The organism is Actinomadura sp. NEAU-AAG7, from assembly GCF_018603865.1.
GTDB lineage: Bacteria > Actinomycetota > Actinomycetes > Streptosporangiales > Streptosporangiaceae > Spirillospora > Spirillospora litoris.
In genome coordinates, this window is record NZ_JAHFZY010000001.1 from 1,646,971 (window position 1) to 1,672,734 (window position 25,764).

Consider the following 25,764-nt stretch of genomic DNA (forward strand, 5'->3'; position numbering starts at 1 on the left):
CCAGTGATCGTGAAGGTCGGTACGGTCGAGGCGGAGGTGCATGGTGGCGAGTCTGGTGGTGCGGAACGCTCTCCTGCTCGACGTGGAGTCGGGGGAGTACCGGGAAGGCGACCTGCTGTCGGTGGACGGCCGGATCGTAGAGAGCGGACCGGGCCTGCGGGCCCCGGCCGAGGCCGAGACGCTGGAGGCCGGCGGCGCGGTGGTGCTGCCCGGCCTGATCGACGCGCACGTCCATGTCGCCGCCGCGACGGCGGACATGGCCGAGCTGGCGGTCTGGCCGCCGTCCTACACCGCCGCGCACGCCGCGCGGATCATGGCGGGAATGCTGGAGCGCGGGTTCACCACCGTCCGGGACGTCTCGGGCGCCGACTTCGGCCTCGCCGACGCGCAGGCCGAGGGGCTGATCCGGGGGCCGCGGCTGGCGTTCTGCGGGCACGCGCTCAGCCAGACCGGCGGGCACGGCGACATGCGCGTGCGGGGCGATGACACCCCCGCCGAGCTGAAGTGCTGCCTCGGCTCGGACCGGGTCGCCGACGGGGTGGACGGCGTGCGCGTCGCCGCCCGCGACGAGCTGCGCAAGGGCGCCGACCACATCAAGGTGAACGCCGCCGGGGGGATCGCCTCCCCCACCGACCGCATCGACTCCACCCAGTACTCGATGGAGGAGCTGCGCGCGATCGTGGAGGAGGCGGAGGCGGCGAACCGGTACGTCGCCGCGCACGCCTACACCGCGCGGGCGGTGAACCGGGCGCTGGAGGCCGGCGCCCGCAGCATCGAGCACGGCAACTACATCGACGACCGCAGCGTCGAGCTGTTCCTCGAACGCGGCGCGTTCCTCGTGCCGACGCTCGCGACCTACTGGGCGATGGAGCGGGAGGGCGCCGCCTACGGGCTGCCCGAGGTCAGCCGCCGCAAGGCCGCGGGCGTGCTGGAGGCCGGGATGGAGGCGCTCGACCGGGCCCGGCGCGGCGGCGTGGCGATCGCGTTCGGCACCGACCTGCTCGGCCCCGCGCACCGCTACCAGAACGAGGAGTTCCGGATCCGCGCGAAGGTCCAGGAGCCGATCGAGATCATCCGGTCGGCGACCTCCACCGCCGCCGAGCTGCTGCGCAGGACCGGCGAGATCGGCACGCTGCGGGACGGCGCGCTCGCCGACCTGGTCGTGCTGGACGGCGACCCGCTGGCCGACATCACCGTCCTCGCCGACCCCGCCAACGTCCGGCACGTCGTCCAGGGCGGGAAGGTCCGCTAGAACACCCGCCCCGGGGTCACGATCGCGAGCCGCGCCCCGACCGGGTCGTTCATCACCGCGAACCGCGCGGTCGGGACGTCGCTCGGCGGGACGCGCAGCCGCGCCCCCAGCTCGACCGCGCGCTCGGCGGCGGCGTCGCAGTCGGCGACGGTGAAGTAGGGCATCCAGTGCGTGGGGTGGTCGGCGGGCCAGAACTCGTCCATCGGGATCATGCCCGCGACCGGCCGCTCGTCGACGTGGCAGACGTAGTAGCCGGAGCGGTAGTAGGGGCGCTCGACGGTCGTCCAGCCGAAGACCTCGCCGTAGAAGCGCTCGGCCTCCACGATGTCGGGCGTGACCAGCTCCACCCACGAGAGCGCGGACGGCTCGTCCCACAGGGCCGCGCCGTGGAACTCATACGGCTCCCAGACGCCGAAGTCGGCGCCGCGCGTGTCGGCGAACTGGGCGATGCGGCCGAGGTGGGCGACCTGGTAGGGCTCGGCCTGCTCCTGCCCGCCCGCGGCGGCCACGGCGCGCACGGCCGCCTCGGCGTCGCGGGAGGAGAAGTAGCACGTCCAACTCGGCTCCTCGGTGCTGTCGAGGAGCGTCTGCATGGCCGCCACCTCGGGCCCCTGGACGCCGCCGAGCGTGAACACCTCGTAGTCGCCGAACGCCTCGACGGCCAGCGTGTAGGAGGACCATCCGAACAGCCCGCGGTAGAACTCCTTGGACGCCTGGACGTCGGGGCTGGCCAGGTCGACCCAGCAGGGCGCCCCGGTGGCGTACCGGGTCACCTCGGCCATCGGCGCCCCTGGAGATCGGGCGTGGACACCGCAGTACACATGCGCCCCACGCTACGGGCGGGTCCGCAATCGCAATGGCGGCGGGCGTGAGGGGACTCTTCAAGTCCATGCCAATACCTCGTATTGTCGCCGCCCGACTTGCACGCGTTGCGCCATTGGTGGGTCCCGTGCACGGAGTCGTCCTGAGTGACGGGTGTGAACGCTCGCCTGTGACAGTGTGTGACCGGCGCCGAACGCAGGCCGAATTGGCGTGGTCCTGCTGATCGTCTCCGTGCTGAGCGCCCGCTCAATACCATCGGCATACCCTTGGAACAAAACCTTTCAGGTTCCGTGTACGACCCTTGTTCGTGGGTCATAATTACGTCACCGTAAAGGGCAGGGATATGAATCGCTAACCCAAGGGGGCAGGCGTTGTCCACGCAGGGCGATCCGGCGGTACGTGAGGCACTGGCCTTGAAGGAGGTGACCGACCGCCTGCGGCGGTCGTTCGGCGACACCTACAGCGACGGTCAGGTCACCGAGACGGTGAGCGCCGTCCTCCACCGCTTCGACGACAGACCCATCCGCGACTTCGTCCCGATCCTCGTCGAGCGCATGGCCCGCGAGCGGCTCGGCGCCGCCGACTCGCTCGGCTCGGCCGACACGCTCTGATCCGACACGCTCTGATCCGCCCCTAGCCGGGGGCGAGCCGGTAGACGCGGACCACGCGGTCGTCGGTCCCGTAGACCTGCCGCCAACCGGGCCCGGCCCAGACCGGATTGCGCAGCATGGTCTGGGCCGACACCCGGCAGAGCGCGCACACCCGCCCGGTCTCGGCGTCGAACACCACGAGCAGGTCCCCCGGGCGGGGCCGCTCGCCGTCCGGCGGCACGGTCCGGATCCGTCCCGGCCACGCCTGCCCGCCGAAGGCGCCGTCCTGGTAGACCTTGAGCACCCGCCTCGTGTGCTTGTCGGTCCACACCCGCGTGTCGGGCCCCTGGTCGTTGTCGCGCATCCAGGACCGCAGGGACTCCAGTTGCGTCCCGCCGCCCGCCCTGGTCGCGGGCCCCGCCCACCACGAGTGCGTGGCGGGGCCGACGCTGACCGCGGCGACGGCGAGGACCGCGGCGGCGGGCAGCGCGGCCGCCGCCGCCACCCGCGCCCGTCCGCGCCGGGGGATCCGTCCGGCCAGGGCGGCCGCCGCGATCCAGACCAGGCCGACGCCGCCGAGGACGAACGCCGGGAAGACGGGGAACCAGTACCGGATCAGTTGCAGCCGCAGCTTGGGCGCGCTCGGGTCGAGGACGCCGCCGAGCAGCGTGAGCGGCAGCCACAGCGACGCGCAGGCCGCCACGAGCACGAGGATCCGCCGCATCCGCAGCAGCCCGCCCAGCAGGGTCAGGCCGATCAGGATCTTCAGGACGCGCCCCTCCGGGTAGGCGCGCAGCGTGTGGGGCAGCCGCAGCACGTACGTCATCCGGGACTTGTCGCGGTAGGACGCGGCGACGCTCGGCGTGGACGGCCGCTGCCCGTGCCCGAGGATCGCCTGCGCCCGCGCGAACGGGTCGCCGTAGAGCCGCCAGCACAGCGCCAGTTCGGCGAGCCCGATGAGGGCGACGGGGGCCGCGACCCACAGCAGGCCGGTCCAGCGCGTCCGGCGGAACAGCACGGCCACGACGACCGGCCACATGAACACGACGAACTCGCGGGCCAGGTAGGACCAGCCGAGCAGCGCCCCCACGGCCAGCAGCGCCCCCGGGCCCGGCGCGTCCGGGCGCCGCCGCAGCCACACCGCGAGCGCCAGCGCGCACACGAACAGCCCGGCCGCGAACACGTCCGGCAGCAGGTCGGTGGAGTCGATGGCGACCGGCGTGGCCGCGACGACGATCAGGGCGGCCGCGACCCCGGCCGGGCGCGCGAACAGCAGCGTGCCGAGCGCGTAGGTGCCGAGCAGCAGCGTCAGCGTCGCGAGGATCGGCACCGTCGCGTACGCGGCCTGCGAGTACCCGAACACCATGATCGCCAGCCGCACCGGGACGATCAGCCCGAACCGCGTCACCTGGTGCATCTCGGTGGTGGCCTCGACCCGGTGCGGGAAGCGGTCCGCCGCCAGCATGTAGTTGAGCTGGTCGGACGGCACGGGCGTGCGCAGGTTGAGGATCAGGACCGCGAGCCAGGCCAGCCCGAGGAGCCCCGGCACGAGCCAGGGTGAGTCCGTCCAGCGGCGGGCCGGCGAGTCCGGCGGGTCGGCGCGCCGGGACGCGGTGTCGGTCAAGCCCACGGGCACGTGGGCTATCTCCCCGCACCCGCCCGACATCTCGGTGTCCGGGTGGTGATCAGCGGATGAATTCCCCCAGGCCAGCGCCCTGATCGCCTCGGAATATCACCCGATCTCACCACTTACCGGACGGTCGTCCGGAGCGGTCCAACTGCTCAGCAGCGCCAGCGCCTCGGCGGTCGGGGAGCCCGGCCGACGTTGTAGACGCACAGCGTCTGGTCGGGGCCGCCGGGAGGCTGGAGCGACTCGTAGGAGAAATGCAGCTCGCCGATGAGGGGATGACGGTAGCCCTTGCCGCCGTGCGTGCGCCGGAGCACGCGGTGGTCGCCCCACCAGTCGGAGAACTCGGGGCACCGCAGCATCAGCTCGCCCACGAGGTCGGCGAGCCGCCGGGGGGGCGTCGGGCGCGCCAGCAGGTCGAGGAGGTGCTCACCGGGCTGATGAACGTGATCGGCGCGTTCACCCCGCAGCTCGTCGAGGCCGCCGCCGCGTACGGCACCGCCGACCTGATCAACACCTCGTCGATCGCGGCGAGCGACATCTTCCCGAACTTCGCCGTGTACTCCGCGACGAAGGTCTACGTCTCGCACCTCTCGCGGCATCCGCGGGTCGAGCTGGGCGCGCAGGACGTGCGGGTGTCGGCGCTGGAGCCCGGCATCGTCGGGACCGAGTCGCAGGGCCACGTCACCGACGAGGGCGCCCGCGCGTGGCTGGAGGGCTCCAAGGAGGACATCGAGTGGCTCACGCCGCGCGACGTCGCCGAGACCGTCGGGTTCATCGCCGCGCTCCCGCCGCGCGCCAACCTCCAGCAGATCACGATCATGCCGACGCGCCAGCCGAGCCGACCTCGGCCTCTCCCCGACCCTGTACCGTCCGTGGGCAGGGATCACGGCGGGCGTCCAGGGGAGCGGGATGAGCATCGGCGGGCCGCTGCGGCGGGTGATGGGCGGGCGCGACCCGGGCGAGGAGCACCGGGTCTCGACGCCGCTGGAGCTGCTGTTCGACCTGACGTTCGTGGTCGCCGTCTCGCAGGCGGCGTCCCAGCTCCACCACGCCCTGGCCGAGGACGACCTCGGTCCGGGGCTGGCGGGGTACGCGGCGGTGTTCTTCGCGATCTGGTGGGCGTGGATGAACTTCACGTGGTTCGCGTCCGCCTACGACACCGACGATGTGCTCTACCGGCTGCTGACGCTCGTCCAGATGGGCGGGGTGCTGGTGCTCGCGTCCGGGGTGGAGGACGCGTTCGACGGCGACTTCGCGCTCGTCGTGGCCGGATACGTCATCATGCGGGTCGCGCTGATCGCGCAGTGGCTGCGCGCGGCCGCCGAGCATCCCGCCGGACGTCCGGGCGCGTTCCGGTACGCGGCGGGCGTCGCCGTGGTCCAGGCCGGGTGGATCGCCCGGCTCTGGGCCGCGGGCGTGTGGGAGCCGGTCACCTTCGTCGCGCTGGTGGCCGCCGAGCTGGCCGTCCCGGCGTGGGCGGAGGCCCGGGGCAACCCCACCAACTGGCATCCCGGCCACATCGCCGAACGCTACGGGCTGTTCACGATCATCGTGCTGGGCGAGGTCATCCTCGGCACGCAGTCGGCCGTGCGCGCGGCGGTGACCGACCGGGGGCTGTCGGCGCCCGTGCTGCTGATCGCGATCGGCGGGCTGCTGCTGGTGTTCGCGCTCTGGTGGATCTACTTCACCGGCGCCGACGCCGGGCTCACCACGCTGCGGACGGCGCTGACCTGGGGTTACGGGCACTATTTCGTGTTCGCGTCGCTGGCCGCGCTCGGCGCCGGGCTGGAGGCGGCGCTGGAGACCACCGAGCACCACGCGCACCTCACCGAGCGGGGGGCGGGCCTGGCGGTCGCCGTCCCGGTCGTGGTGGTGCTGGCCGTCCTCGGCCTGCTGCACCGGCTGACCGGCACCGGCGCCGTCGGGCACGGCCCGCTGGTCGCGGGCGGCGCGCTGGCCGTGCTCGCCCTCGGCTTCAGCCCGCCGGTGCTCGGGCTCGGCGGCGCCGTGCTCGGCATGGGCCTCGCGGTCGCGCTGACGCTCGCCGCCAACATCGCCGTGCTGCGCCGCCGGACGGGCGGTCAGGGGGCCGCGCGCGGGGCGACGAGCCCGGTGTCGTAGGCGAGGATCACCGCCTGGACGCGGCTGCGGAGCTGGAACTTCTCGAAGATGTTCGCGATGTGCGTCTTGATCGTCGCCTCGCTGACCGTGAGGTGCTCGGCGATCTCGGCGTTGGACAGGCCGCTCGCCATCGCGCGCAGCACGTCCAGCTCGCGGGCGGTGAGCGCGTCCAGGGCCGGAGGCGCCGCCGCCTCCTGCACCCGCTGCTCCTGCTCGGGGATGCGGGCGAAGCGGTCCAGCAGCCTGCGGGTCACGCGCGGGGCGAGGATGGCCTCGCCGGTCGCGACGGTCCTGATCGCCGCGACGAGGGAGTCGGCCGGGCCGTCCTTCACCAGGAAGCCGCTGGCCCCGGCGCGCAGCGCGTCCAGCACGTGGGCGTCGAGGTCGAAGGTGGTCAGGATGATGACCTTGCTCTCGGGGCCGGAGCGCGCGATGAGCCGGGTGGCCTCCACCCCGTCCAGCCTCGGCATGCGGATGTCCATGAGGACGATGTCGGGCCGCAGTTCGGCGGTGTCGCGCACGGCGGCCATGCCGTCCGCGGACTCGCCGACCACCTCGATGTCCGGCTCGGTCTCCAGGATGAGCCGGAAACCGGTGCGGATCATCGGCTGGTCATCGACCAGCAGAACACGGATCGGCGGCATCGAGGGTTCCTTCGTGGGCGGCCGCGGGCAGGGGGATGGTGGCGTGCACGCAGAACCCGCCTCCGGGGCGTGGACCGGTCTCCAGTATCCCGCCGACGGCGGCGATCCGCTCGGCCATCCCGACGAGTCCGTGGCCTGTTGTCCGGGACCCCTCGTCCGCGATCAATTCCCGTTCGCGGCGCTCCCCCTCGTCGCAGATTCGCAGGTTCAGGCGGCGCGGAGCCTCCAGCCAGGAGACGGTCAGCCTGCTCTCGGTGGGCCCCGCGTGCTTGAGCGTGTTGGTGAACGCCTCCTGGACGACGCGGTAGGCGGCCAGCTCGGTCCCGGCGGGCAGCGGGACGGGGGTCCCGCTCGCCCGGTACTCGACCCGCAGGCCCGCGGCGCGCATCGACTCGACCAGGTCGGGGAGGGCCGCGATGGTGGGCTGCGGCGGCTGCGGGCACTGGCCGGACCCGGGGTCGCCGTCGTCGTCGGTCCGCAGGACGTCGAGCAGCCGCCGCAGCTCGGCGACCGTCGCCCGGCCCGTCTCCTCGATCGTGCGGTGCAGCTCGTGCGTCTTGGCGTGGTCGCGCTCCTGCATCCGGTCGGCGGCGATCGTCTGCACCACCATCAGGCTGACGTTGTGGGCGACGATGTCGTGCAGCTCGCGGGCGATGCGCGTCCGCTCGTGCGCGACGGCCTCGCGGGCGACCGCCGTCTGCTCGCGGGCGACGGCCGCGGCGCGCCGCACCGCCTCCTGCCCGACGAGGCGGCGCGCGACGAACAGCGTCCCGACCGTCCAGGCGCCGAAGAGCAGCAACGACAGCACGGCCGAGGTCCCGACCCAGTACGCGCGGTTGAGCAGCGCCTCGGTGACGACCACCGCCGTGACCAGGACGAGGAGGAACCAGGTGGCGCGGGGCGCCCGCAGCACGGTCAGGAACACCGCGATCGTGAGCCCCATGTAGGGGGCGCCGACGGCGGGGCCGCCCCACCGGCCCATCATCGGGTAGATGTAGTCGCCCCCCTGGAGGATCAGGGTGGCGACGCACATGGCGGTGAGCACCGGCACCGGGCGGAGGCGGTGGAAGGCCATCGGCACGCCGGCGATCAGCAGGAGCAGCACCCCCCACGTGTCCATCGGCCGTAACTCCTCCTCGCCGGGCGCCTTCCCGCCGAGGGTGACGAGGCTGCCCGCGAGGATGATCATGGCGAGCGCGACGTCGACGGCCAGGGGCGGGAGGCGGCGCCGCACGATCGCGTCGAAGAGGCCCATGGCTCCGACGGTAGCGTCCCGGTCCTTTCGAGCGCCCTAGTCCTTTTGTGGGAGGGAGGCGGACTCCTCGTCTTTTCGGACCCTGAACGGAGCCTCCCAACATCCTCTCCGCGGGCGACGAATCCCGCCTTCCACGCTCATAACGTTCATTGTCATGAACGGGGAGAGGCCACCGGCACTCGCTCGCAGGGCAGGTGATCATGCAGACATGTGAACCGGACATCGACGGCGGGCCCGGCGTCCGCCCGATCAGGCGGCTGTACGGGCGGGAGTCCGAGACGGCCGTCCTCACCTCGGCGCTGGACGCCGTCGCCGTGGGCAGACCGCGGATGCTGTCGCTCGAAGGCGCGGCCGGCCTCGGCCGGAGCGCGCTGCTGGCCGCCGTCCGCGACGACGCCCGGCGGCGCGGCTGGAGGGTGCTGAACGCGCGCGCCACGATCCTGGAGACCGCCAACGACTTCGGCGTGCTGCGGCAGGTGCTCGCCGGCCTGCCGGCGCTGCCGGACGGGCGGTCCGCCGCCTCGCTCGCCGCGCGCGGCGGGGACGCCTCGCCGTTCGAGGTCTTCGAACGCGTGTCGGACCACCTGTGCGAGTTCGTGGGGGGCGGCCCGTCCCTGATCACGCTGGACGACGTGCAGTGGTGCGACGCGCTGACGCTGCGCTGGCTCGCCCACCTCGCGCACCGCAGCGCCGGGGCGCTCGCGATCGTCCTCGCCCGCACGGCCGGCGAGGGCGGCGAGCGGCGGCTGCTGGTGGACGAGCTGGTCGCGGCGAGCGAGCGGCAGACGCTGCGGCCGCTGACGCCCCCGCAGGTCAGGCAGTGGATCATCGACGTGCTGGGCGCCCGCCCCGACGAGGCGTTCCTGGAGCGCTGCCACCGGGCCACGCGGGGCAACGCGGCGCTGCTGGCCTCGCTGCTGCCCGCGCTCGCGGTGCGGTCGGTCCCGCCGGTGCGGGCCTCGGCCGCCTCGATCGAGAGCGTGGGCGTGATGGCGGGCCGCCGCATGCTGCCCTGGATCATGCGGGGCGGGCCCGAGGCGCTGGCCGTCGCGCAGGCGGTGGTCGTGCTCGGCGACGACGGCGAGCCGGTGCTGGTCGCCAAGCTCGCGGGCCTGGAGCTGGAGGAGGCCGCCGCCGCGCTCGACCGGCTGATCGAGCTCGGGATCCTGTCCGACAGCACGCCGCTGCGCTACGTCCATCCGCTGGTGCGGGCGGCCGTGGACGCGCAGATCTCCACCGGCCTGCGGACCTCGCAGCGGCTGCGCGCGGCCCGCATGGTCCGCGACCACCACCCCGATCCGGGCCGGGCGGCCGACCACCTGATGGCCGTCGAGATGCTCGGCGAGCCGTGGGCGCTCGACACGCTCCGCGCCGCCGCCGCGGACGCGCTGGAGGGCGGCCTGCCGCACCGCGCGCTCGGCTACCTGCGCCGCGCGCTCGCCGAGCCGGTGACCGGACCCGTCCGCGCGGAGCTGCTGGCCGACATCGGCGCGGCGGAGATCGGCGCGGACGTCCCCGGCGGGGAGCGGACGCTCATCCAGGCGCTCGCGCTGGCGGACGACCCGTCCCTGCGCGCCCGGATCGGCGCCGAGCTGGCCCGCCTGCACGCGGACGCCGGGCGCCCGCTCGGCACCGCGCTGAAGGTCGTCGAGGAGGTGCGGGCGCTGGTGCCGCCCGAGCGCGGCGAGGTGGTGGTCGAGGTGGAGCTGGGCGCGTTCGCCGCGTACGCGGCCTCCGCCGACGCCGACGAGTTCGTCGAGCGGCGCCTGCCCGCCCTGGCGGACCTCGCCGCCGGGGACGCCCGGCTGGGCGCGCTGACCGGCGTGGCCGCCGCCTGGACCGACACCCGGCACGGGCGGGCGCGGGCCGAGAGCGTGCGGCGCGCCCTGGCCGCGGTGCGGGTCGCTGACCCGCGCCGGACGTGGGAGGCGCGGCTCGCGATACTGGCGCACGCCGTCCTCCTCGCCGCCGACCAGGACGGCATCCCCTGCGACCCCGACGACATGGGCGGCCACTCCACCCGCTGCCAGACCGCGCCCGGCGGCCCGCAGCTCACCGCCTACGTGCGCGGATGCCTCCTGCACGGCCGCGGCGCGCTCCGCGAGGCCGAGGCGCGGCTCGTGGTGGCGCTGGACGCCCCGCTCGACGTCGGCGCGGCCGCGGCGGCGCGGCTGGCGCGCGTCCTGACCGACCTCGGCGACCTGGACGCCGCCGACCGGGTGCTGCGCGACCACGCCCCGCCGCCGCAGGCGCAGCCCGCCTGGGCCGCCGCCGTGTTCGCCTTCGCGAAGGCGTCGCTGGCCATGGCCCGCGACCAGAACGAGGACGCGCTGGAGGGCTTCCTGGAGACGGGCGAGACGCTGCGCCCGCTCGGCATCGACAACCCCGCGCTGTCGGCGTGGCGGTCGCGGGCCGCGCGGTGCGGCGCCGCGCTCGGCGACACGCGGGCGGCGGAGTCCCTGGCCGCCGAGGAGGTCGCGCTGGCCCGCCGGTGGGGCGCGCCGCGTCCGCTGAGCGCCGCGCTCGCCGCGTTCGGCGTGGTCGCCGCCGACCCGGACGCGGCGCGCGAGGCCGTCGCCGTCCTCGACGGGCTGGACGCCGGACTCCTCCGCGCGGCGGCGCTCATCGACCTCGGCGCCGTGCTGCTGCGCGGGGGCGACGCCGAGCAGGCCCACGAGCGCCTCCAGGACGGGTTCGCGCTGGCGCACGAGATCAACGCCCGGCCGCTGTCGCTGCGCGCGGCCCGCCACCTGCGCCGCGCGGGCGGCAAGCCCGACCTCGGGCGGCTCAGCGGCGTCACCGCGCTCACCGCGCAGGAGCGCGCCGCCGCCGACCGCGCCGCCGCCGGCGCCACCAACCGCCAGATCGCCGAGGAGATGGTGCTGACCCAGCGCACCGTGGAGCAGTACCTCACCAGCGCCTACCGCAAGCTCGGCATCAGCGGGCGGCGCCAGCTCGCCGCCGCCCTGTCCGCCTGAGTCCGCCTGAGTCCGCCTGAACCCCGCCCTGTCCGCCCGAACGCCCCGCCCCGTGGAGTGGTCATGACGCATGTCGTCGTCCCCCAAGCCCTGATCGACCGGCGCAGCCCGGTCCGGCTCATCGTCAGCGGGGGCGGCGGCGACCACACCTTCCCGGCCGTCGCGGTCGTCCGTGCGGCGCGGACCGCGTTCCGCCACCACGGCCTGGAGCTCCAGCCGTTCTGGGTGGGCGCCGAGCGCGACGTCGAGGCCAAGGTCGCGGCGGAGGAGGGCGTGCCGTTCACCGCGATCCCCACCGGCGGGACGCGGCGCGCCCGCAACCGGCTCTGCCGGGTGTCGGCCGCCGTCGGCCGGGCGCCCATGGCGGTGACCGAGGCGGTCAACGTCGTCCGGGGGATCCGGCCCGACGCCGTGCTGTGCACCGGCGGGTACGCCTCGGTGCCGGTCGGGCTGGCGGCGCGGTTCTGCCACCGGCCGCTGCTCGTCCACGAGCAGGGGGTGCGGGTGGGGCTCGCCAACCGGATCACGATGCGCGGGGCGTCGCGCGTCGCGCTCGGCACCGAGCCGACCATGGACCTGCTGCCCGAGCGGCTGCGGGGGCGGGCGGTGGTGACCGGCAACCCGCTGCGCCCCGGCCTCGCCGGCGGCGACGCGGGCTCCGCGCCGGCGCGGCTCCGCTGGGACGGCTGGGCGCCCTCGCTCCCGACCGTCTACGTCACCGGCGGCGCGATCGGGGCGCGCCGGCTCAACGAGCTGGTCACCGCGATCCTGCCCGAGCTGCTGCGCTACGCCAACGTGTTCCACCAGGCGGGCGCCGAGCTGCTCGGGCCGGTGCTGGCGGCGGCCGAGGCGCTGCCGCCCGAGCTGCGCCCCCGCTACCTCGCGCGCGGGTTCGTCGGCGAGGAGCTGGCCGACCTGCTCGCGCTCGCCGACGTCGCGGTGTCGCGCGGCGGCTGCCGGACGGTCGGCGAGCTGACCGCGCTCGGGAAGCCGTCGGTGCTCGTCCTGCCCGCCCGCGCCCCCGGGGACGAGCGGCGCCGCCACGCCGAGCACCTCGCCGCGCACGGCGCCGCCCGCGTGCTGGCCGGGGACGAGGCGACGCCCGCCCGGCTCGTGCGGGAGCTGGCGCTGCTGCTGACCGACCCGCTGCGCCGCTCGGAGATGTCGGCGATGGCGCGCCGCCTCGGCCGGCCCGGCGCCGCCGCCGCGCTGACCAACGAGGTCCTCGCCCTCTGCGCGGCGGCGCCGTGACCTGGCGCGGGGCCCGGGACTGCCCGGTGCGCGGGGGCGCAGACCCCGGTCGGTCCGGGCCGAATGCCCGGTATCCCGGTGTGTTCGGGGCGTTTTACGATCTGGCGCTAAGGGGTGGCGCCGGGGCCGGACGGGAGATCATGCAGGCATTCATGGGCCTCCGGAGGGGGGAGTACCGTCCCGCCGTCGGCGGGGTCGAGCGGGACGGTACCTGGAGGCCGGACCCGTCCGCGGCGGTCGCCGAGGCCGCCGCGGACGGGGCCGGTGCGCATCGCGGGTCAGCGCGGCCGGTGCCGTGATCCCGCTGACCCTCCACGAGATCGCGCTGGCGGTCGGCGGAACGGTGCACGGCGCCCCCGCCCCCGGTCCCACCGTCACCGGGCCCGTCGTCATCGACGCGCGGGACGTCACCCCCGGCGCGCTGTTCGTCGCCGTCGCCGGGGAGCGCGGCGACGGGCACGACCTCGCCGCGCGCGCCTACGCCTTCGGCGCGTGCGCGGTGCTCGGCACCCGCGCCGTCGAGGGGCCGTGCGTCGTCGTGGACGAGGTGGTCTCCGCGCTGACCGACCTCGCCATGTTCGTCCGCGACATGCTGGACCTCGTCGTCATCGGCGTCACCGGCTCGGTCGGCAAGACCACGACCAAGGACCTGCTCGCCCAGATCCTCGAACGCGAGGCGCCGACCGTCGCCACCGCCGGCTCCGACGGCAACGAGATCGGGCTGCCGCTGACGATCCTGCGCGCCGACCGGTGGACGCGCTACCTCGTCCTGGAGATGGGGGCCGCCCGCCAGGGCGACATCACCCACCTCGCGTGGGTGGCGCGCCCGCAGTTCGGGCTGGTGCTGAACATCGGGCCCGCGCACCTGCTCACGCTAGGCGGGATCATCGGCGTCGCGCGGGCGAAGGCCGAGCTGGTGCGGGCGCTGCCCCCGGCGGGGGAGGGCGGGCTGGCCTTCCTCAACGCCGACGACGCGGCCGTGGCGTCGATGGCGGGCGCGACGTCGGCGGGCGTCGTGTCCTACGGCCGCGACGCCGAGGCGTCCGTCCGGGCGGGCGGCGTCACGGTCGACGGCGAGGGCCGCGCGTCGTTCATCCTGCACACCCCGTCGGGCGCGGCGGCCGTGCGGCTCGGGCTGCCCGGCGAGCACCAGGTCGGCAACGCGCTGGCGGCCGCGAGCGTCGCCGACGTCCTCGGCGTCACGACCCGCCGGATCGCGGCGCGGCTGAGCGCCGCCGCCCCGCGCTCGCCGAACCGGTTCCAGCTCGTCGAGCGCGCCGACGGCATCACGGTCATCGACGACGCCTGCCACGCCAACCCCGTCTCCATGCGCGCCGCGCTGCGCACGCTGGCGACGATGTCGGCCGGACGCCGGACGATCGCCGTCCTCGGCGAGATGACCGGCCAGGCCGGGGACGCGGCGCGGCACCACGCCGCCGTCGGCAGGCTGGCCGCCGAACTGGGCGTCGCGATCCTCGTCGTGGTCGGGACCGGCGAGGGCCCCGACGCCCTGTCCGAGGCCGCCCGCCGGGCGGGCGTGGCCACCCACGCGCTGCCGCGCCGCCGGGAGGCGGTGGCCCTGCTGCGGAGCCTGCTGCGCCCGGCCGACGTCGTCCTGGTGAAGGCGTCGGGCGAGATCGGCCTGTCCGCGGTCGCGACCGCGCTGTGGAACCCGCGCTCCTAGCGGGGGACCGCGGTCAGTACACCGCGACGCCGAAGGCGCTCAGGATGGGGCCGACCGGTAGGAAATAGGACGAGCCGCCGCCGGCGCAACTGCCGGACCTGCCGATTTCGAGCCCGACCGCCCTGGTGTCGGCGAAGTAGGGCGCGCCCGGGAGTTCGCCCGGGCACACGGTCGCCTGCGCCACACCGTTGATCACACCGTCGGGGAGGTTGATGGTCAGGTTGGTCGCCGTGACGGGCCCGCAGACCAGGTGGTTGACGGGGCCGCTGCGGCAGACCCGCTGGCCGGCGGCCGGGGCCCCGGCCGTCACGATCTCCTGCGTGCCGGGGTAGGTGTGGACGGTGCCGGGCCGCTGCGTCTTCGGGTCCACGTACTGGACGAGGGCGATCTTGTAGTTGGTGACCGCGGCGACCGTGCCGAGCGGGACGGTCAGCGCCGGGTCGGCGTAGATCCGCAGACCGGCCTGCGCGCAGCCGCCCGCGGTGAGGAAGTAGTAGGTGCCGCTCCTGACCACGTTGAACCCGAGGGCGCAGCGCACGCCGTTGGCCGCGTAGATCGCCCGCCCGCCCTCGGACGGCGGCGGGGCGGTGGCCGCGGCCGTGCCGGGGACGAGCAGGCTCATGACGGTCGCGACGCACGCGAAGATCACACGAATGCGGGCTCTCACGGGGGCCTCCTGCCGGGGGGCTGACTTTCCGGAATAGTGCGGAAAAGCGCGGCCACCGGCAAGGGGAGGAAGTGCCAATGTTGGTCACCGCCTTGTATCAACATCAGGTGATCGCCAATTTTCGGTCAACGTGGGCGCATGCCGTTTCCACGTGTCGTAATAAGTCGAGCCGCGCGCTTACTGATCTTCGTCCCGGGTGAAGACGCAGGTGGACCTGCAATTCGGTGAATTTGAGGGCGGCATGGCAAAAGTGAGGCGCGAGCACAACGGGCACGACCGGGCGGCGGGCCCGGAGGTGGTGTCCTCGCAGGAGTACGCGGTCGAGCAGCACTACGACGCGAGCGGGCGCAGTTTCGGCGGCGCGAGCTGCGGCGGGCCCGCCGAGGGCCTGGAGCAGCACGTGTGCATGGGCCTGAACGCGTGCAACGCCTTCGACGTCGACGGCGGCGCCGTCATGGCCGGAACCGGGAACTGCGCGACCGTCCGCCATGTCTGCCACGGCGAGGGGCAGTGCCGCGGCCAGGGCGGCTGCGGCTACGCCGGAGGCGACGACCAGCAGTGGCGCCCCGGGGAGCAGGCGTGCCGGTTCAACGGGAGCTGCGCGAGCCCGCTCAACGTCAGCCGCGTGTTCAGCGCCGGGCCGATGAAGGGCAGGAGCGTGTGGTTGCAGGCCCGGCGGCTCATGGAGGACCGGATGTACCGGGCGGGCCTCGCCTACGGCCCGTCCCCGGGCGACGGGATCCCCGACGACCTGCTGCCCGAGTACGACGTCGACGACGGCGAGGACCTGGTGGGCCCGGTGGGGCGGCGCGGCGCCGCGTCCGGGGACGGCGCCCGCCGCAAGACCGCCGGGAAGGCCCGGAAGGCCGCGCCGAGGAAGGCGCGGTGACCTGGGCGGACACCGCCGCGGACACCGCAACGGGCACCCCAGCGGGCACCGCCGCGGGCATGCCGGGGTTCGGGATCGGGCTGCGCGGGCCGCACATGGACCACGTCCGGCGGCACCGCCCGGACGTCGGCTTCTTCGAGGTGGTCTCGGAGAACTTCATGGACTGCGCCGGCGGCCGCCGCCGCGCGCTGGAGGCGATCGCCGAGCACTACCCGATCGCGCTGCACGGGGTCTCGCTGTCGATCGGCGGCACCGACCCGCTCGACCTCGGCTACCTGGCGCGGCTGCGCGGGCTGGCCGCGGCGGTGCGGGCGCCGCTGGTGTCCGACCACGTCTGCTGGACGGGGGTCATGGGCCGCAACACCCACGACCTGCTTCCGCTCCCCTTCACCGAGGCGGTGCTGGCGCACGTGGTGGAACGCGTCCGGATCGCGCAGGAGTTCCTCGGCCGCAGGCTGGTGCTGGAGAACCCGAGCACCTATGTCGGGTTCACCGCGTCCGCGATGCCCGAGCAGGAGTTCATGACCCGGCTGGCCGAGGAGGCCGACTGCGGGCTGCTGCTGGACGTCAACAACGTCTACGTCTCGGCGGCCAACCACGACTTCGACCCGGTCGACTATCTCGACGCGCTGCCGATGGAGCGCGTCGAGCAGATCCATCTGGCCGGGCACGCCGATCACGGGACGCATCTCATCGACACCCACGACCGCCCGGTCTCCGACGCCGTCTGGGACCTCTACCGGCTCGTGACCGAGCGCGCCGGGCCGATTCCCACGCTGCTGGAATGGGACGACCGGCTGCCGGAGTTCCCCGTCCTTGAGGCCGAACTCGGCAAGGCCAGGCTCGCCGCCGCCGGACGCGACCCGGTCTCGGCGCTCCAGGGCGTACCGGATGCCTGAACCGGTGGCGGGGCTGGCCGGGACCCAGCGGTGGATGCAGGCCGCCATTCTCGGCGATGGCGCGGCCGACGGCGTCGAAAGGACTCTCACGGCGTCGTCGTCGCTGACCGCGCGGGAGCGGCTCGGGATCTACCGGCGCGGCTACCGGCTCCGGCTGCTGGAGAACATGCGCGGCCTGCACCCCGGGCTGACGCGGCTGCTGGGCGAGGAGATGTTCGACCGGTTCGCCCTGGACTACCTCGACGCGCGCCCGTCCCGGACGTACACGCTCACCCGGCTCGACGAGGGGTTCGCCGACCACCTGGAGGCGACCAGGCCGGACGGCGCGGCGCACCGCGAGCAGTGGCCGGACCTGATCATCGACCTGGCCCGGCTGGAGCGGATCATCACGGAGGTCGTCGAGGGCCCCGGCACCGAGGGCGGGCCCGTCCTGCGCCCGGACGACCTCCCGGCGGCCCTCGACCTCTCGCGGGGCTGCGACCTGCGTCTGGAGACGGCGCCGTGCCTGCGGTTGCCGACGTTCGCCTTCCCCGTCAACGAGTACCTGGCGGCCGTCCGGCGCGGCGAGGACCCGGAGCCGCCCGCGCCGCGTCCGGTCGCGCTGGCGGTGAGCCGCCGCGACTACCGGGTCACGATGCGCGAGCTCGACCCCGCCGCGCACCGGGCGCTGCGGGCGCTGGCCGGGGGCGCGGCGGTCGGCGCGGTCCTCGCGGACCCGTCCGCCGAGGCGCTCCGCCGCTGGGCCGGACTCGGCTACTTCACCCGCGCCCACCGCGCACCCGAACACCTTGAGGAGAGGGCGAGACGATGACCACCACCACGACCCGGACGAAGGCGCGCAAGCCCGCGTCCAAGACGAAGGCCAAGACACAGCCCAAGACGCAGCCCAAGACGCAGCCCAAGACGCAGGCCAAGACGCAGGCCAAGACGCAGGCCAAGACGCAGGCCAGGACGAAGGCGCGCGCCGCGCGGAAAGCGGGCGACCGGCTGGTGCGGACGAGACCGATCCGCCGGCTCGACCCGGCGGCGGGCATCCGGACCGTGGACGACCTGGCCGACCACCTGTACGTCGCCGCGCAGGTGGAGCTGTCCACGATCCCGATGTACCTGTTCTCCGCGTACTCGATCCGGACGCGCGGGCACTCGCAGTGGGCGGCGCCGCGGGGCGTGCTGCGCACGCTGGTCGGGATCTCGATCGAGGAGATGCTGCACCTGGCGCTCGTGCGCAACCTGATGGTCGCCATCGGGTACGGCGAGGACATCTCCTTCTACGACGAGGAGTTCATCCCGTCGTATCCGAGCACGATGCTGAACCGCTACAACCCCGACGACCCGGACGGCCCGGAGATCATCCTCAGCCTGGACCGGCTCTCCAAGGAGCACGTCAACACCTTCCGCCGGGTCGAGATGCCCGACGACATCGACCTCGGCGCGGAGACGTTCGCGCGGCACCCGCGGGACGTCGGCCAGTACACGAGCCTGGGCGAGTTCTACCGCGCGATCGAGCAGGGGTTCATCGACCTGGAGGACGAGATCGAGTGGGCGGTGGAGGACGCGCGCAAGCAGTACAAGCGCGGGTTCTGGAACGAGTTCGGCAACGGCAAGCCGATCCGCGTCCACGACCTCGCCACCGCCCGGCAGGCGCTGCGGATCATCATCGAGCAGGGCGAGGGCACGATCACCGACCACAAGAAGATCGAGATCAGGCCCGGCGTCGAGGACTACACCCACTACGAGAAGTTCGTCCGCGTCCAGGAGGGCATCGAGGGCATCGGCGCGGTCGACGGCGGCCCCGAGCACCGGATCGACATCGACGACCCGGAGGCGACCTGGCCCGTCGTCGCCGACCCGCTGGTGGCCGACTTCGACGACCAGCCCGGCGTCCAGAGCCTGATGACGCTGTTCAACGCGGCCTACTGCTACACGCTGTGCCTGCTGGACGAGACCTACGCGCATTCCACCGACGACGTGAAGACGAAGAAGGTCCCGGGCACCGACCGCGAGGAGATGTTCAGCCACCGGTACCGGCTCGAACGCAACGACGTCGCGGTGATGCAAGGGATCCTCTACCCCATCGCGCAGGCGCTGGTCACGACGCCGATTCCGGACGGCCCCTACAAGGGGCGGCACGCGGCGCCCTCCTTCCAGTTCTACGACTTCGACGCGGACGAGCAGGAGCGCACCAAGAAGGAGCAGCTCATCGACCTGTGCGCGGAGGCCATCGAGCATTTCCCCGTTCTCGGCGGCCCGGACGGCGTCGAACGGCAGATCCGGCTTCTCGTCGACATCTGACATCCGGGGGTTGCGCCTACCGATGAGGTGGGGCCAGGCCCACTGACCGCATCCCGCGCCGTCCCTACGTTGGTGGTCATTCGCGATCTGAGGAGTCCGGATGACCGAGCACACGCGGAGGAACGTCCTGCGGGGCGGGCTGGCGGCCACGGCGGCGGGGGTCGCCGCGCCCGCCCTGGGCGCGGCACCGGCCGAGGCGGCCGGGCCTGCCGCGCCGCCGCCTCCGGCGTCGGAGGTCGGACGCGGCGACCCGCGCTTCCCGTCCCTGGCCTCGCGCGGCTACAACCGGCGGTTCGTGGGCGATCCCGACCACGTGTGGGTGGTCGGGACGACCGAGGACGTGGTCACGGCGGTGCAGCGGGCCGTCGACACCGGCAGGAGGGTGGCGGTCCGCGGCGGCGGCCACGGCTTCGAGGGCTTCGTCGGCGATCCCGCCGTGCGCGTCGTCATCGACACCTCCGCGATGACCGACGTCTACTACGACGCCCGCCGCCGCGCTTTCGCGGTGGAGGCGGGCGCGCTGCTCGGCGACGTGTACCGCAGGCTCTACCTGGGATGGGGCGTGACGATCCCCGCCGGGTGGTGCCCGACCGTCGGCGCCGGCGGGCACGTGCCCGGCGGCGGCTTCGGCCCGCTGTCGCGGACGATGGGCCTCGCCGTCGACCACCTCCACGCGGTCGAGGTGGTCGTCGTCGGCCGGGACGGGCGGGCCCGGAGCGTGGTGGCGACGAGCGGGGCGTCCGACCCGAACCGGGACCTGTGGTGGGCGCACACCGGCGGCGGGGGCGGGACGTTCGGCGTCGCCACCCGCTACTGGTTCCGGACGCCGGACGCGCGCGGCGACGACCCGTCCCGGCTGCTGCCCGCGCCGCCGTCCACGGCGCTGACGTTCTCCGTCGACTGGGACTGGAGCAGGCTGGACAGGGCCGCGTTCGAGCGGCTCGTCCGCAACCACGGCACCTGGGTGGAGCGCAACAGCGCGCCGGGCTCCCCGGCGGCCGCGCTCTACAGCGAACTCCAGCTCACCCGCCCGGCGGCCGGGACGATCGGCATGATCGGCCAGGTCGCCGCCGTCGCGGGCGCGTCCGCCGCCGAGCGGCTGCTGGACGGCCACATCGCCGCGATCAGCGAGGGTGTGCCGGCCGCACCCGTCAGGAAGGCGGCGAACCAGCCGTGGCTCGCGGCCGCGCTAGCCGGGTCGCCGGGCGACCCGGGGCCGCGGTACCGGCTGAAGGTGAAGTCGGCCTACCTGCGGCGCCGCCTGACCGACCGGCAGATCGGCGTCCTGCACCACCACCTGACCCGCACCGACTACGACCACCCCGGCGCGATCCTCAGCCTCTACACCTTCGGCGGGCGGGTCAACGCCGTCCGCCCGGACGCGACGGCGGCGCCCCACCGCGACACGATCATGAAGATGTTCTTCATCAACGGGTGGGAGGACGCCGCCGACGACGCCCGGCACATCGCCTACACGCGCGAGGTCTACCGCGACCTCTACGCCGACACGGGCGGCGTGCCCGCGGCCGGCGACGGCGCGTTCATCAACTACCCCGACACCGACCTCGCGGACCCGGCGCTGAACGGCGGCGCGCCGTGGCACGTCCTGTACTTCCGCGGCAACTACCCGCGGCTCCAGCGGATCAAGGCGAAGTGGGATCCGCGCGACGTCTTCCGCCACGCGCTGTCCGTCCGCCCCGTGTGATCGCGCTCGGCGCGGCGCGGCTCGGCGCGGCGCGGCGCGGCTCCGGGGCCGGTGGTCGGGATCGGGACGTGCTCAGTAGACCTCGCCGCCTCCCAACTGCACAAGGATCTCGTCGAGCTGCTGGTAGTAGGAGTTCTCGCCGCCCTCGCAGGCGCCGGAGCCCTGGAACTCCACGCCGAGCGCGGTCCCGCCGGCGAAGTAGGGCGCGCCGGGGGCGTCGCCGGGCAGCCCGCAGGCGTCGGTCTGCGCGATGGTGCCCATCGTGCCGTCGGGCAGCATCACGCTCAGGTCGACCGCCTTCAGCTTGCCGCAGCGCAGCCCGGAGACCGGGCTGCTGCGGCAGATCTGCTGGCCGATGGGCACGTGGCCCGCGCCCTTGATGTGCTGCGAACCGGGGTGGGTGTCGACGCCGCCGGGACGCTCCGCCTGCGGTTCGACATAGCGGACGAGCCCGACGCCGAGGGGCGTGCGCGCGACGACGGTGCCGAGCGCGGTGGTCTTGGCGGAGTCGGCGTAGACCCTCTGGTCCTGCCGCGCGCACGAACCGGCGGTGAGGAAGTAGTAGCCGTCGCTCCTGCGGACGTTGAAACCGAGCGTGCACGGGGAGCCGTCGCTCGCGTAGACGGTCTGGCCGCCGACGGCGGAGGGCGGGGCGGCGGGGGAGGCGGGGGAGGCGGATGATGCCATCGCGCCCGGGGCGGGAGCGGCGAGCGTGGCGATGGCGCAGGCGGCGGCGGTCGCGGCCGCCGAGGAGATGCGGAGTCTCACGGGGGTCTCCTGCGGGGATGGACGCCCAGGGTCCTGGGTTGCCGGAATAGTCCGGCCGGGCGCGGGCCCCGGCAAGGGGGGGAACCTGCCAAGACGGCCGCCGACCGTATATCAACTACGGGGCAGGCGGCCGGAAGGCGCCGGTCAGCGGAGCTCAGCCCGCGCCGGGCGCGTTTGCGGACGTCCGTTCCGAGCTGCGCGTCCATGCCTCGGCGATCAGTTCGAAGGAGCGGACGCGGTCGGCGTGGTCGTGGGTGATGGTGGTGAGCAGCAGTTCGTCGGCGCCGGTGACGCGGCGCAGCGTCTCCAGCCCGGCGACGACCGCCTCGGGCGTCCCGACGAACTGGGTCTCGACGCGGTCGGCGACGAGGTCGAGGTCCTCGGGCCGCCACTCGTGCGCGGCGGCCTGCTCAGGCGTCGGGAACGGGATCGCGCCGTCGCCCGCCCGGATGCTGTGCACCCACAGCGCGTAGGGGGAGGCGAGCTCGCGCGCCTCCGCCTCGGTGGGCGCCGCGACCACGTCGGCGGAGACGAGGACGTAGGGCTCCTCCAGCGCCGCCGACGGGCGGAACGCCGCGCGGTAGGCGTCCACGGCCTCCAGCACGCTGGCCGGGGCGACATGGTAGTTCGCGGCGAACGGCAGGCCCCGCTCGCCCGCGACGCGGGCGCTCTCGCCCCCGCTGCTTCCGAGGATCCACAGCGCGAGCGAGGCGCCCTCGCCGGGGTTGGCGTGCGCGTCCACGCCGTCGCGCTGGAGCGTCCCGTCCAGCAGCGCGGTGACCTCGTCGATGGCGTCGGGGAAGCGCGGCGCCCGCGCCCCGGCCTGCCGCAGCAGCGAGTCCTGGAGCAGGAGCCTCGGCGACCTCGCGGCCCGCGAGGTGTCGTAGGGGGTGGGGATCAGCAGGCCGTCCACGAACGTGGCCTCGCGCGCGGGACGCGGCGGCGCGGCGGCCCGCCCCGCGGCCTCCTGGCGCTTCTGCCCGGAGCGTCCGACGCCGAGGTCGATGCGCCCCGGGTGGAGGGCGTCGAGCGTGCCGAACTGCTCGACGATCGCCAGCGGCGTCCAGTGCCCGGTCTGGACGGCGCCGGACCCGACCCGGATCCGGGACGTGGCGGCGGCGACCGCCCCGATGAGGACCTGCGGCGCCGCGCTCGCGACGCCCGGCGAGAGGTGGTGCTCGGCGAGCCAGTACCGGTGGTAGCCGGCGGCCTCGGCCCGCCGCGCGAGGTCGAGGACGTCGCGCACGGCGTCGCGCGCGGTGCCGCCGGCCGGGACCGGCGCGAGGTCGAGGACGGACAGCGGTGTCACGGGCGCCTCCCAGGGTCGGACACGGCGTAGCGGTTCGCGGGACGCGGCAGCCCGAGATGCCCGCGCAGCGTCGCCGTCCCGTAGCTCTCGCGGAACGCGCCGCGCCCGCGCAGGATCGGCACCAGCTCGCGCGTGATCGCGGCGAGGTCGGCGGGCAGGACGCCCGGCCGCAGCCGGAACCCGTCCAGGCCCGCCTCGCGCCAGTCGAGCAGCAGGTCGGCGAGGTCGCCGGGGGTTCCGGTGAAGACCTCGGCGTCGAAGGCGGCGCGCGCGAGGCCGTCCAGCCGGGCGAGCCGGGCGTGGGCGGCCCCGGGCACGGCGTCCAGGAACACGACCAGGTCGCCGAGGACGCGGAGCGGCTCGCCGGTCCGCTCGACCGTGCGCTCGGCCTCCCTGACCTGGGCGACGACGGTCACCGCGTCCCCGCGGGAGCGCGGGGCGACGAGGACGACGTCGGCGGCCCGCGCCGCGAGCTCATAGCCGGCGACGTCGTCGGCCAGCACGGTCACCGGCGGCTGCCCCTGCGGCGGGCGCGGCGTGATCGACGGCCCCCGGACCCGGAGGTGCTCGCCCTCGAAGTCGATGTAGTGCAGCTTCTCGCGGTCCAGGAACCGGCCGGTGGCGGTGTCGCGGATCTCCGCGTCGTCCTCCCAGGAGTCCCACAGCCGCCGGACGACCTCGGCGAACTCGGCCGCCTCGCCGAGCAGCGCCGCGTCCGGGAGGTCGCGGCGGCCGAAGTGCGGCGCGTGGGCGTGGTGGGCGGGGGCGGCGTCGGGCCGCCATCCGGCGCGGCCGCGGCTGGCGTGGTCGAGCGAGGCGATGCCGATCGAGACGTGGAACGGCTCGGTGTGCTGGACGACGGTCGCGGGCACGAGGCCGATCCGGGACGTCGCGGGCGCGAGCCGCGCGGCGATCAGCACCGCGTCCAGCCGCGCCGTCACCCCGCCGGGCGGGGCCGGGGGGCCGAGCGCGTCCTCGATGGTGACGAAGTCGAGGAGGCCGCGCTCGGCCTCGGCGGCGAGGTCGCCCCAGTACCCGGCGGTGAACAGCGCGGACGGGCGGGCCGACGGGTCCCGCCAGGCCGCCGGATGCCAGCCCGCGTCGTTCAGCGCGGCGGCGAGGTGCAGCTCGGTCATGGCGCCTCCAGTCCGACGTGGTCGCGCAGGGTCGGGCCGGTGTAGTCGGCGCGGAACACGCCCTTCTCCTGGAGGAGGGGCACCACGTGCTCGACCAGGTCGTCCAGGCCGGTCGGGGTCAGGTGCGGGACGAGCACGAACCCGTCGGCGGCGTCGGTCCGCACGAACTCGTCGATCTGGTCCGCGACCGAGCGCGGCGTCCCGACGAACGTCTGCCGCCCGGTGGCCTCGATGACCAGCTCGCGGATGGTGAGGCCGCGCTCGGCGGCCAGCGCCCGCCACCGGCGGACGGTCTCGCTCCGGTCGCCGCGGAACTGCGCGCGGCCCTTCGACACGCCCTCGCCGAGGTCGGGTTCGACGTCGGGCAGCGGGCCGTCCGGATCGTAGCCGGACAGGTCGCGCCCCCAGAACCCCTCCAGGTAGGCCAGCGCGCCCTGCGGGGTCACCTGCGCGCGGCGGATGTCGGCGGCGCGCTCGGCCGCGTCCTCCTCGGTGTCGCCGAGCACGTAGGTGACGGAGGGCATGATCTTCAGCTCGTCCGGGCGGCGCCCGTACTTGGCGAGCCTGCTCTTGACGTCCTTGTAGAAGGCGCGGCCGTCCTCCAGCGTGCCGTGCCGGCTGAAGATGACGTCGGCCTCGGCGGCGGCGAACTCGCGCCCCTCCGCCGAGTCCCCGGCCTGGATGATCACCGGGCGGCCCTGGGGCGGACGCGGCGCGTTGAACCGTCCGGCGATGTCGAACTGCGGGCCGCGATGTGCGAACGCCCCCGCGTCCGGGCGGGCGAACGTGCCCGAGGCGGGGTCGGCGACGAGGTCGCCGCCGCTCCAGGAGTCCCACAGCTCGCGGGCGGTGCCCAGGAACTCGCGGGCGCGGTTGTAGCGGTCGGCCTCGGCCAGGTAGCCGCCGCGCCGGAAGTTCTCGCCGGTGAACGCGTCCCAGCTCGTGACGACGTTCCAGGCGGCGCGCCCGCCGCTGAGGTGGTCGAGCGTGGCCAGGCGCCGCGCCACCTCGTAGGGCTCGTTGAACGTCGAGTTGACGGTCGCGGCGAGCCCGAGCCGCGCGGTGACCCCCGACAGCGCCGACAGGACGGTCAGCGACTCGGGCCGCCCGGCGACGTCGAGGTCGTGGATGCGGCCCTTCATCTCCCGCAGCCGGAGCCCCTCGGCGAGAAAGAAGAAATCGAACTTCCCGCGCTCCGCGGTCCGCGCGAGGTGGACGAAGGAGCCGAAGTCGATCTGGCTGCCCGAGCCCGGATCCGACCACACGGTCGTGTTGTTGACGCCGGGGAAATGGGCGGCCAGATGGATCTGCTTGACCGGCACCGGAACGGCCCCCTTCTCAGATCCGCGCGGCATCGCGGGCGAGTTCCGCCGCCACCACCTGCGGCGCGACGATGTCGGCCCAGGCGCCGAGCACCTCCTCCGCGGCCGCGATCTGCGTCTCCAGGAACGCCAGCCCCGGTGTGGGCACGACCGCGCCCAGCTCCACCAGCAGGGGCCGCAGATGCACCTCCACGGCCAGGGAGTGCTTCGGATCGCCCATCACCAGCAGCGGCAGCGCGACCGTCGAGGCCAGCGCGCCGCCCGGCAACCGGTCCAGGAACACCTTGAGCAGGCCCGTGTAGGTGGCCTTGTAGGTCGGGCTCGCGACCAGCAGGACGTCGGCGGAGGCGACCCGGTCCAGCGCGTCCTGCGTCTCCGGGGCCGGCACGGCGCCGAGCAGGCCGGGTGCCAGTGCCGACAGATCGACGGCCTCGACCGCGTCGCCGTCGCCGATCCGTTCGGCTATCGCGGCCGCGGCCTTCAGAGCCACCTGAAATGTCCGGGACTGGGGACGTGGATTCCCTACCAGAACGACAATGCTCATGTTCGC

The 25,764-nt window shown here is 74.5% G+C and carries 22 protein-coding genes and 1 pseudogene; 12 read left to right on the forward strand and 11 right to left on the reverse strand.

The window, feature by feature from the left end; all coding sequences use genetic code 11:
* Nucleotides 1–40: 40 nt before the first annotated feature.
* Nucleotides 41–1,252 (forward strand): amidohydrolase family protein, encoded by a 1,212-nt coding sequence (locus tag KLI87_RS07490; protein WP_214616331.1) that lies wholly within the window; start codon nt 41–43, stop codon nt 1,250–1,252.
* Here the strand turns inward: KLI87_RS07490 and KLI87_RS07495 are convergent.
* The gene (locus KLI87_RS07495) at nt 1,249–2,034 is read right to left on the reverse strand and encodes a VOC family protein (RefSeq protein ID WP_156214189.1); all 786 of its coding nucleotides are present in this window, start codon (nt 2,032–2,034) and stop codon (nt 1,249–1,251) included. The genes KLI87_RS07490 and KLI87_RS07495 overlap by 4 nt on opposite strands.
* Nucleotides 2,035–2,487: 453 nt before the next feature.
* Between KLI87_RS07495 and KLI87_RS07500 the strand changes: the two genes are divergently transcribed.
* Nucleotides 2,488–2,685, forward strand: coding sequence for a three-helix bundle dimerization domain-containing protein (locus KLI87_RS07500; protein WP_374225430.1), 198 nt, complete (start codon nt 2,488–2,490; stop codon nt 2,683–2,685).
* A gap of 22 nt (nt 2,686–2,707) precedes the next feature.
* Here the strand turns inward: KLI87_RS07500 and KLI87_RS07505 are convergent, their stop codons facing one another.
* The gene (locus KLI87_RS07505; protein ID WP_173390591.1) at nt 2,708–4,300 is read right to left on the reverse strand and encodes a glycosyltransferase family 39 protein; all 1,593 of its coding nucleotides are present in this window, start codon (nt 4,298–4,300) and stop codon (nt 2,708–2,710) included.
* 146 nt (nt 4,301–4,446) lie between these two features.
* Complete coding sequence (locus tag KLI87_RS07510; protein WP_214616332.1) at nt 4,447–4,665, reverse strand: hypothetical protein; 219 nt, start codon at nt 4,663–4,665, stop codon at nt 4,447–4,449.
* A 66-nt stretch (nt 4,666–4,731) separates the two neighbouring features.
* Here KLI87_RS07510 and KLI87_RS39840 point away from each other — a divergent pair.
* Nucleotides 4,732–5,013, forward strand: a pseudogene (locus KLI87_RS39840) (SDR family NAD(P)-dependent oxidoreductase); the annotation flags it as partial.
* Between the two features lie 190 nt (nt 5,014–5,203).
* A complete protein-coding gene (locus KLI87_RS07520) occupies nt 5,204–6,415 on the forward strand; it encodes a low temperature requirement protein A (protein WP_214616333.1) in 1,212 nt (403 codons plus the stop codon).
* On the opposite strand, the gene KLI87_RS07525 is transcribed toward KLI87_RS07520, so the two are convergent.
* Nucleotides 6,376–7,059 (reverse strand): response regulator transcription factor, encoded by a 684-nt coding sequence (locus tag KLI87_RS07525; RefSeq protein ID WP_156214185.1) that lies wholly within the window; start codon nt 7,057–7,059, stop codon nt 6,376–6,378. The genes KLI87_RS07520 and KLI87_RS07525 overlap by 40 nt on opposite strands.
* Nucleotides 7,028–8,314 (reverse strand): sensor histidine kinase, encoded by a 1,287-nt coding sequence (locus KLI87_RS07530; protein ID WP_214616334.1) that lies wholly within the window; start codon nt 8,312–8,314, stop codon nt 7,028–7,030. Before KLI87_RS07530 ends, KLI87_RS07525 begins: the two co-directional genes overlap by 32 nt.
* 200 nt (nt 8,315–8,514) lie before the next feature.
* On the opposite strand from KLI87_RS07530, the gene KLI87_RS07535 reads away from it, so the two are divergent.
* The 3 genes from KLI87_RS07535 to murF all read left to right on the forward strand — a co-directional run bounded on the left by KLI87_RS07535 (nt 8,515) and on the right by murF (nt 14,227).
* Complete coding sequence (locus KLI87_RS07535; RefSeq protein WP_214616335.1) at nt 8,515–11,292, forward strand: AAA family ATPase; 2,778 nt, start codon at nt 8,515–8,517, stop codon at nt 11,290–11,292.
* Nucleotides 11,293–11,355: 63 nt separating this feature from the next.
* Complete coding sequence (locus tag KLI87_RS07540; RefSeq protein ID WP_214616336.1) at nt 11,356–12,543, forward strand: glycosyltransferase; 1,188 nt, start codon at nt 11,356–11,358, stop codon at nt 12,541–12,543.
* A 295-nt stretch (nt 12,544–12,838) separates the two neighbouring features.
* Nucleotides 12,839–14,227, forward strand: a complete 1,389-nt coding sequence (murF, locus tag KLI87_RS07545) for a UDP-N-acetylmuramoyl-tripeptide--D-alanyl-D-alanine ligase (protein ID WP_214616337.1) — start codon at nt 12,839–12,841, stop codon at nt 14,225–14,227.
* 13 nt (nt 14,228–14,240) lie between these two features.
* On the opposite strand, the gene KLI87_RS07550 is transcribed toward murF, so the two are convergent.
* Entirely contained in the window at nt 14,241–14,894 is a 654-nt protein-coding gene (locus tag KLI87_RS07550; protein WP_156214180.1) for a S1 family peptidase, read from the reverse strand.
* A gap of 196 nt (nt 14,895–15,090) precedes the next feature.
* Here KLI87_RS07550 and KLI87_RS07555 point away from each other — a divergent pair, with 196 nt between their 5' ends.
* From KLI87_RS07555 to KLI87_RS07575, 5 genes are all read left to right on the forward strand, one after another.
* A complete protein-coding gene (locus KLI87_RS07555; protein WP_156214179.1) occupies nt 15,091–15,783 on the forward strand; it encodes a hypothetical protein in 693 nt (230 codons plus the stop codon).
* Nucleotides 15,780–16,682 (forward strand): DUF692 domain-containing protein, encoded by a 903-nt coding sequence (locus KLI87_RS07560; protein ID WP_308165886.1) that lies wholly within the window; start codon nt 15,780–15,782, stop codon nt 16,680–16,682. Before KLI87_RS07555 ends, KLI87_RS07560 begins: the two co-directional genes overlap by 4 nt.
* A complete protein-coding gene (locus KLI87_RS07565) occupies nt 16,675–17,493 on the forward strand; it encodes a DNA-binding domain-containing protein (RefSeq protein WP_156214178.1) in 819 nt (272 codons plus the stop codon). Before KLI87_RS07560 ends, KLI87_RS07565 begins: the two co-directional genes overlap by 8 nt.
* A complete protein-coding gene (locus KLI87_RS07570) occupies nt 17,490–18,974 on the forward strand; it encodes a ferritin-like protein (RefSeq protein ID WP_214616338.1) in 1,485 nt (494 codons plus the stop codon). Before KLI87_RS07565 ends, KLI87_RS07570 begins: the two co-directional genes overlap by 4 nt.
* Before the next feature lie 100 nt (nt 18,975–19,074).
* The gene (locus tag KLI87_RS07575; protein ID WP_214616339.1) at nt 19,075–20,679 is read left to right on the forward strand and encodes an FAD-binding oxidoreductase; all 1,605 of its coding nucleotides are present in this window, start codon (nt 19,075–19,077) and stop codon (nt 20,677–20,679) included.
* Nucleotides 20,680–20,751: 72 nt separating this feature from the next.
* Here KLI87_RS07575 and KLI87_RS07580 read toward each other — a convergent pair whose 3' ends face one another.
* The 5 genes from KLI87_RS07580 to KLI87_RS07600 form a co-directional block, all read right to left on the reverse strand.
* Nucleotides 20,752–21,447, reverse strand: a complete 696-nt coding sequence (locus KLI87_RS07580; protein ID WP_214616340.1) for a S1 family peptidase — start codon at nt 21,445–21,447, stop codon at nt 20,752–20,754.
* 154 nt (nt 21,448–21,601) lie between these two features.
* Nucleotides 21,602–22,756 (reverse strand): LLM class flavin-dependent oxidoreductase, encoded by a 1,155-nt coding sequence (locus KLI87_RS07585; RefSeq protein WP_214616341.1) that lies wholly within the window; start codon nt 22,754–22,756, stop codon nt 21,602–21,604.
* Nucleotides 22,753–23,892 (reverse strand): LLM class flavin-dependent oxidoreductase, encoded by a 1,140-nt coding sequence (locus KLI87_RS07590; protein ID WP_214616342.1) that lies wholly within the window; start codon nt 23,890–23,892, stop codon nt 22,753–22,755. Before KLI87_RS07590 ends, KLI87_RS07585 begins: the two co-directional genes overlap by 4 nt.
* On the reverse strand, nt 23,889–25,214 hold the full coding sequence (locus KLI87_RS07595; protein WP_308165887.1) for an NtaA/DmoA family FMN-dependent monooxygenase: 1,326 nt from the start codon (nt 25,212–25,214) through the stop codon (nt 23,889–23,891). Before KLI87_RS07595 ends, KLI87_RS07590 begins: the two co-directional genes overlap by 4 nt.
* A gap of 16 nt (nt 25,215–25,230) precedes the next feature.
* Nucleotides 25,231–25,758, reverse strand: coding sequence for an NADPH-dependent FMN reductase (locus tag KLI87_RS07600; RefSeq protein WP_214616344.1), 528 nt, complete (start codon nt 25,756–25,758; stop codon nt 25,231–25,233).
* Nucleotides 25,759–25,764 lie beyond the last annotated feature (6 nt).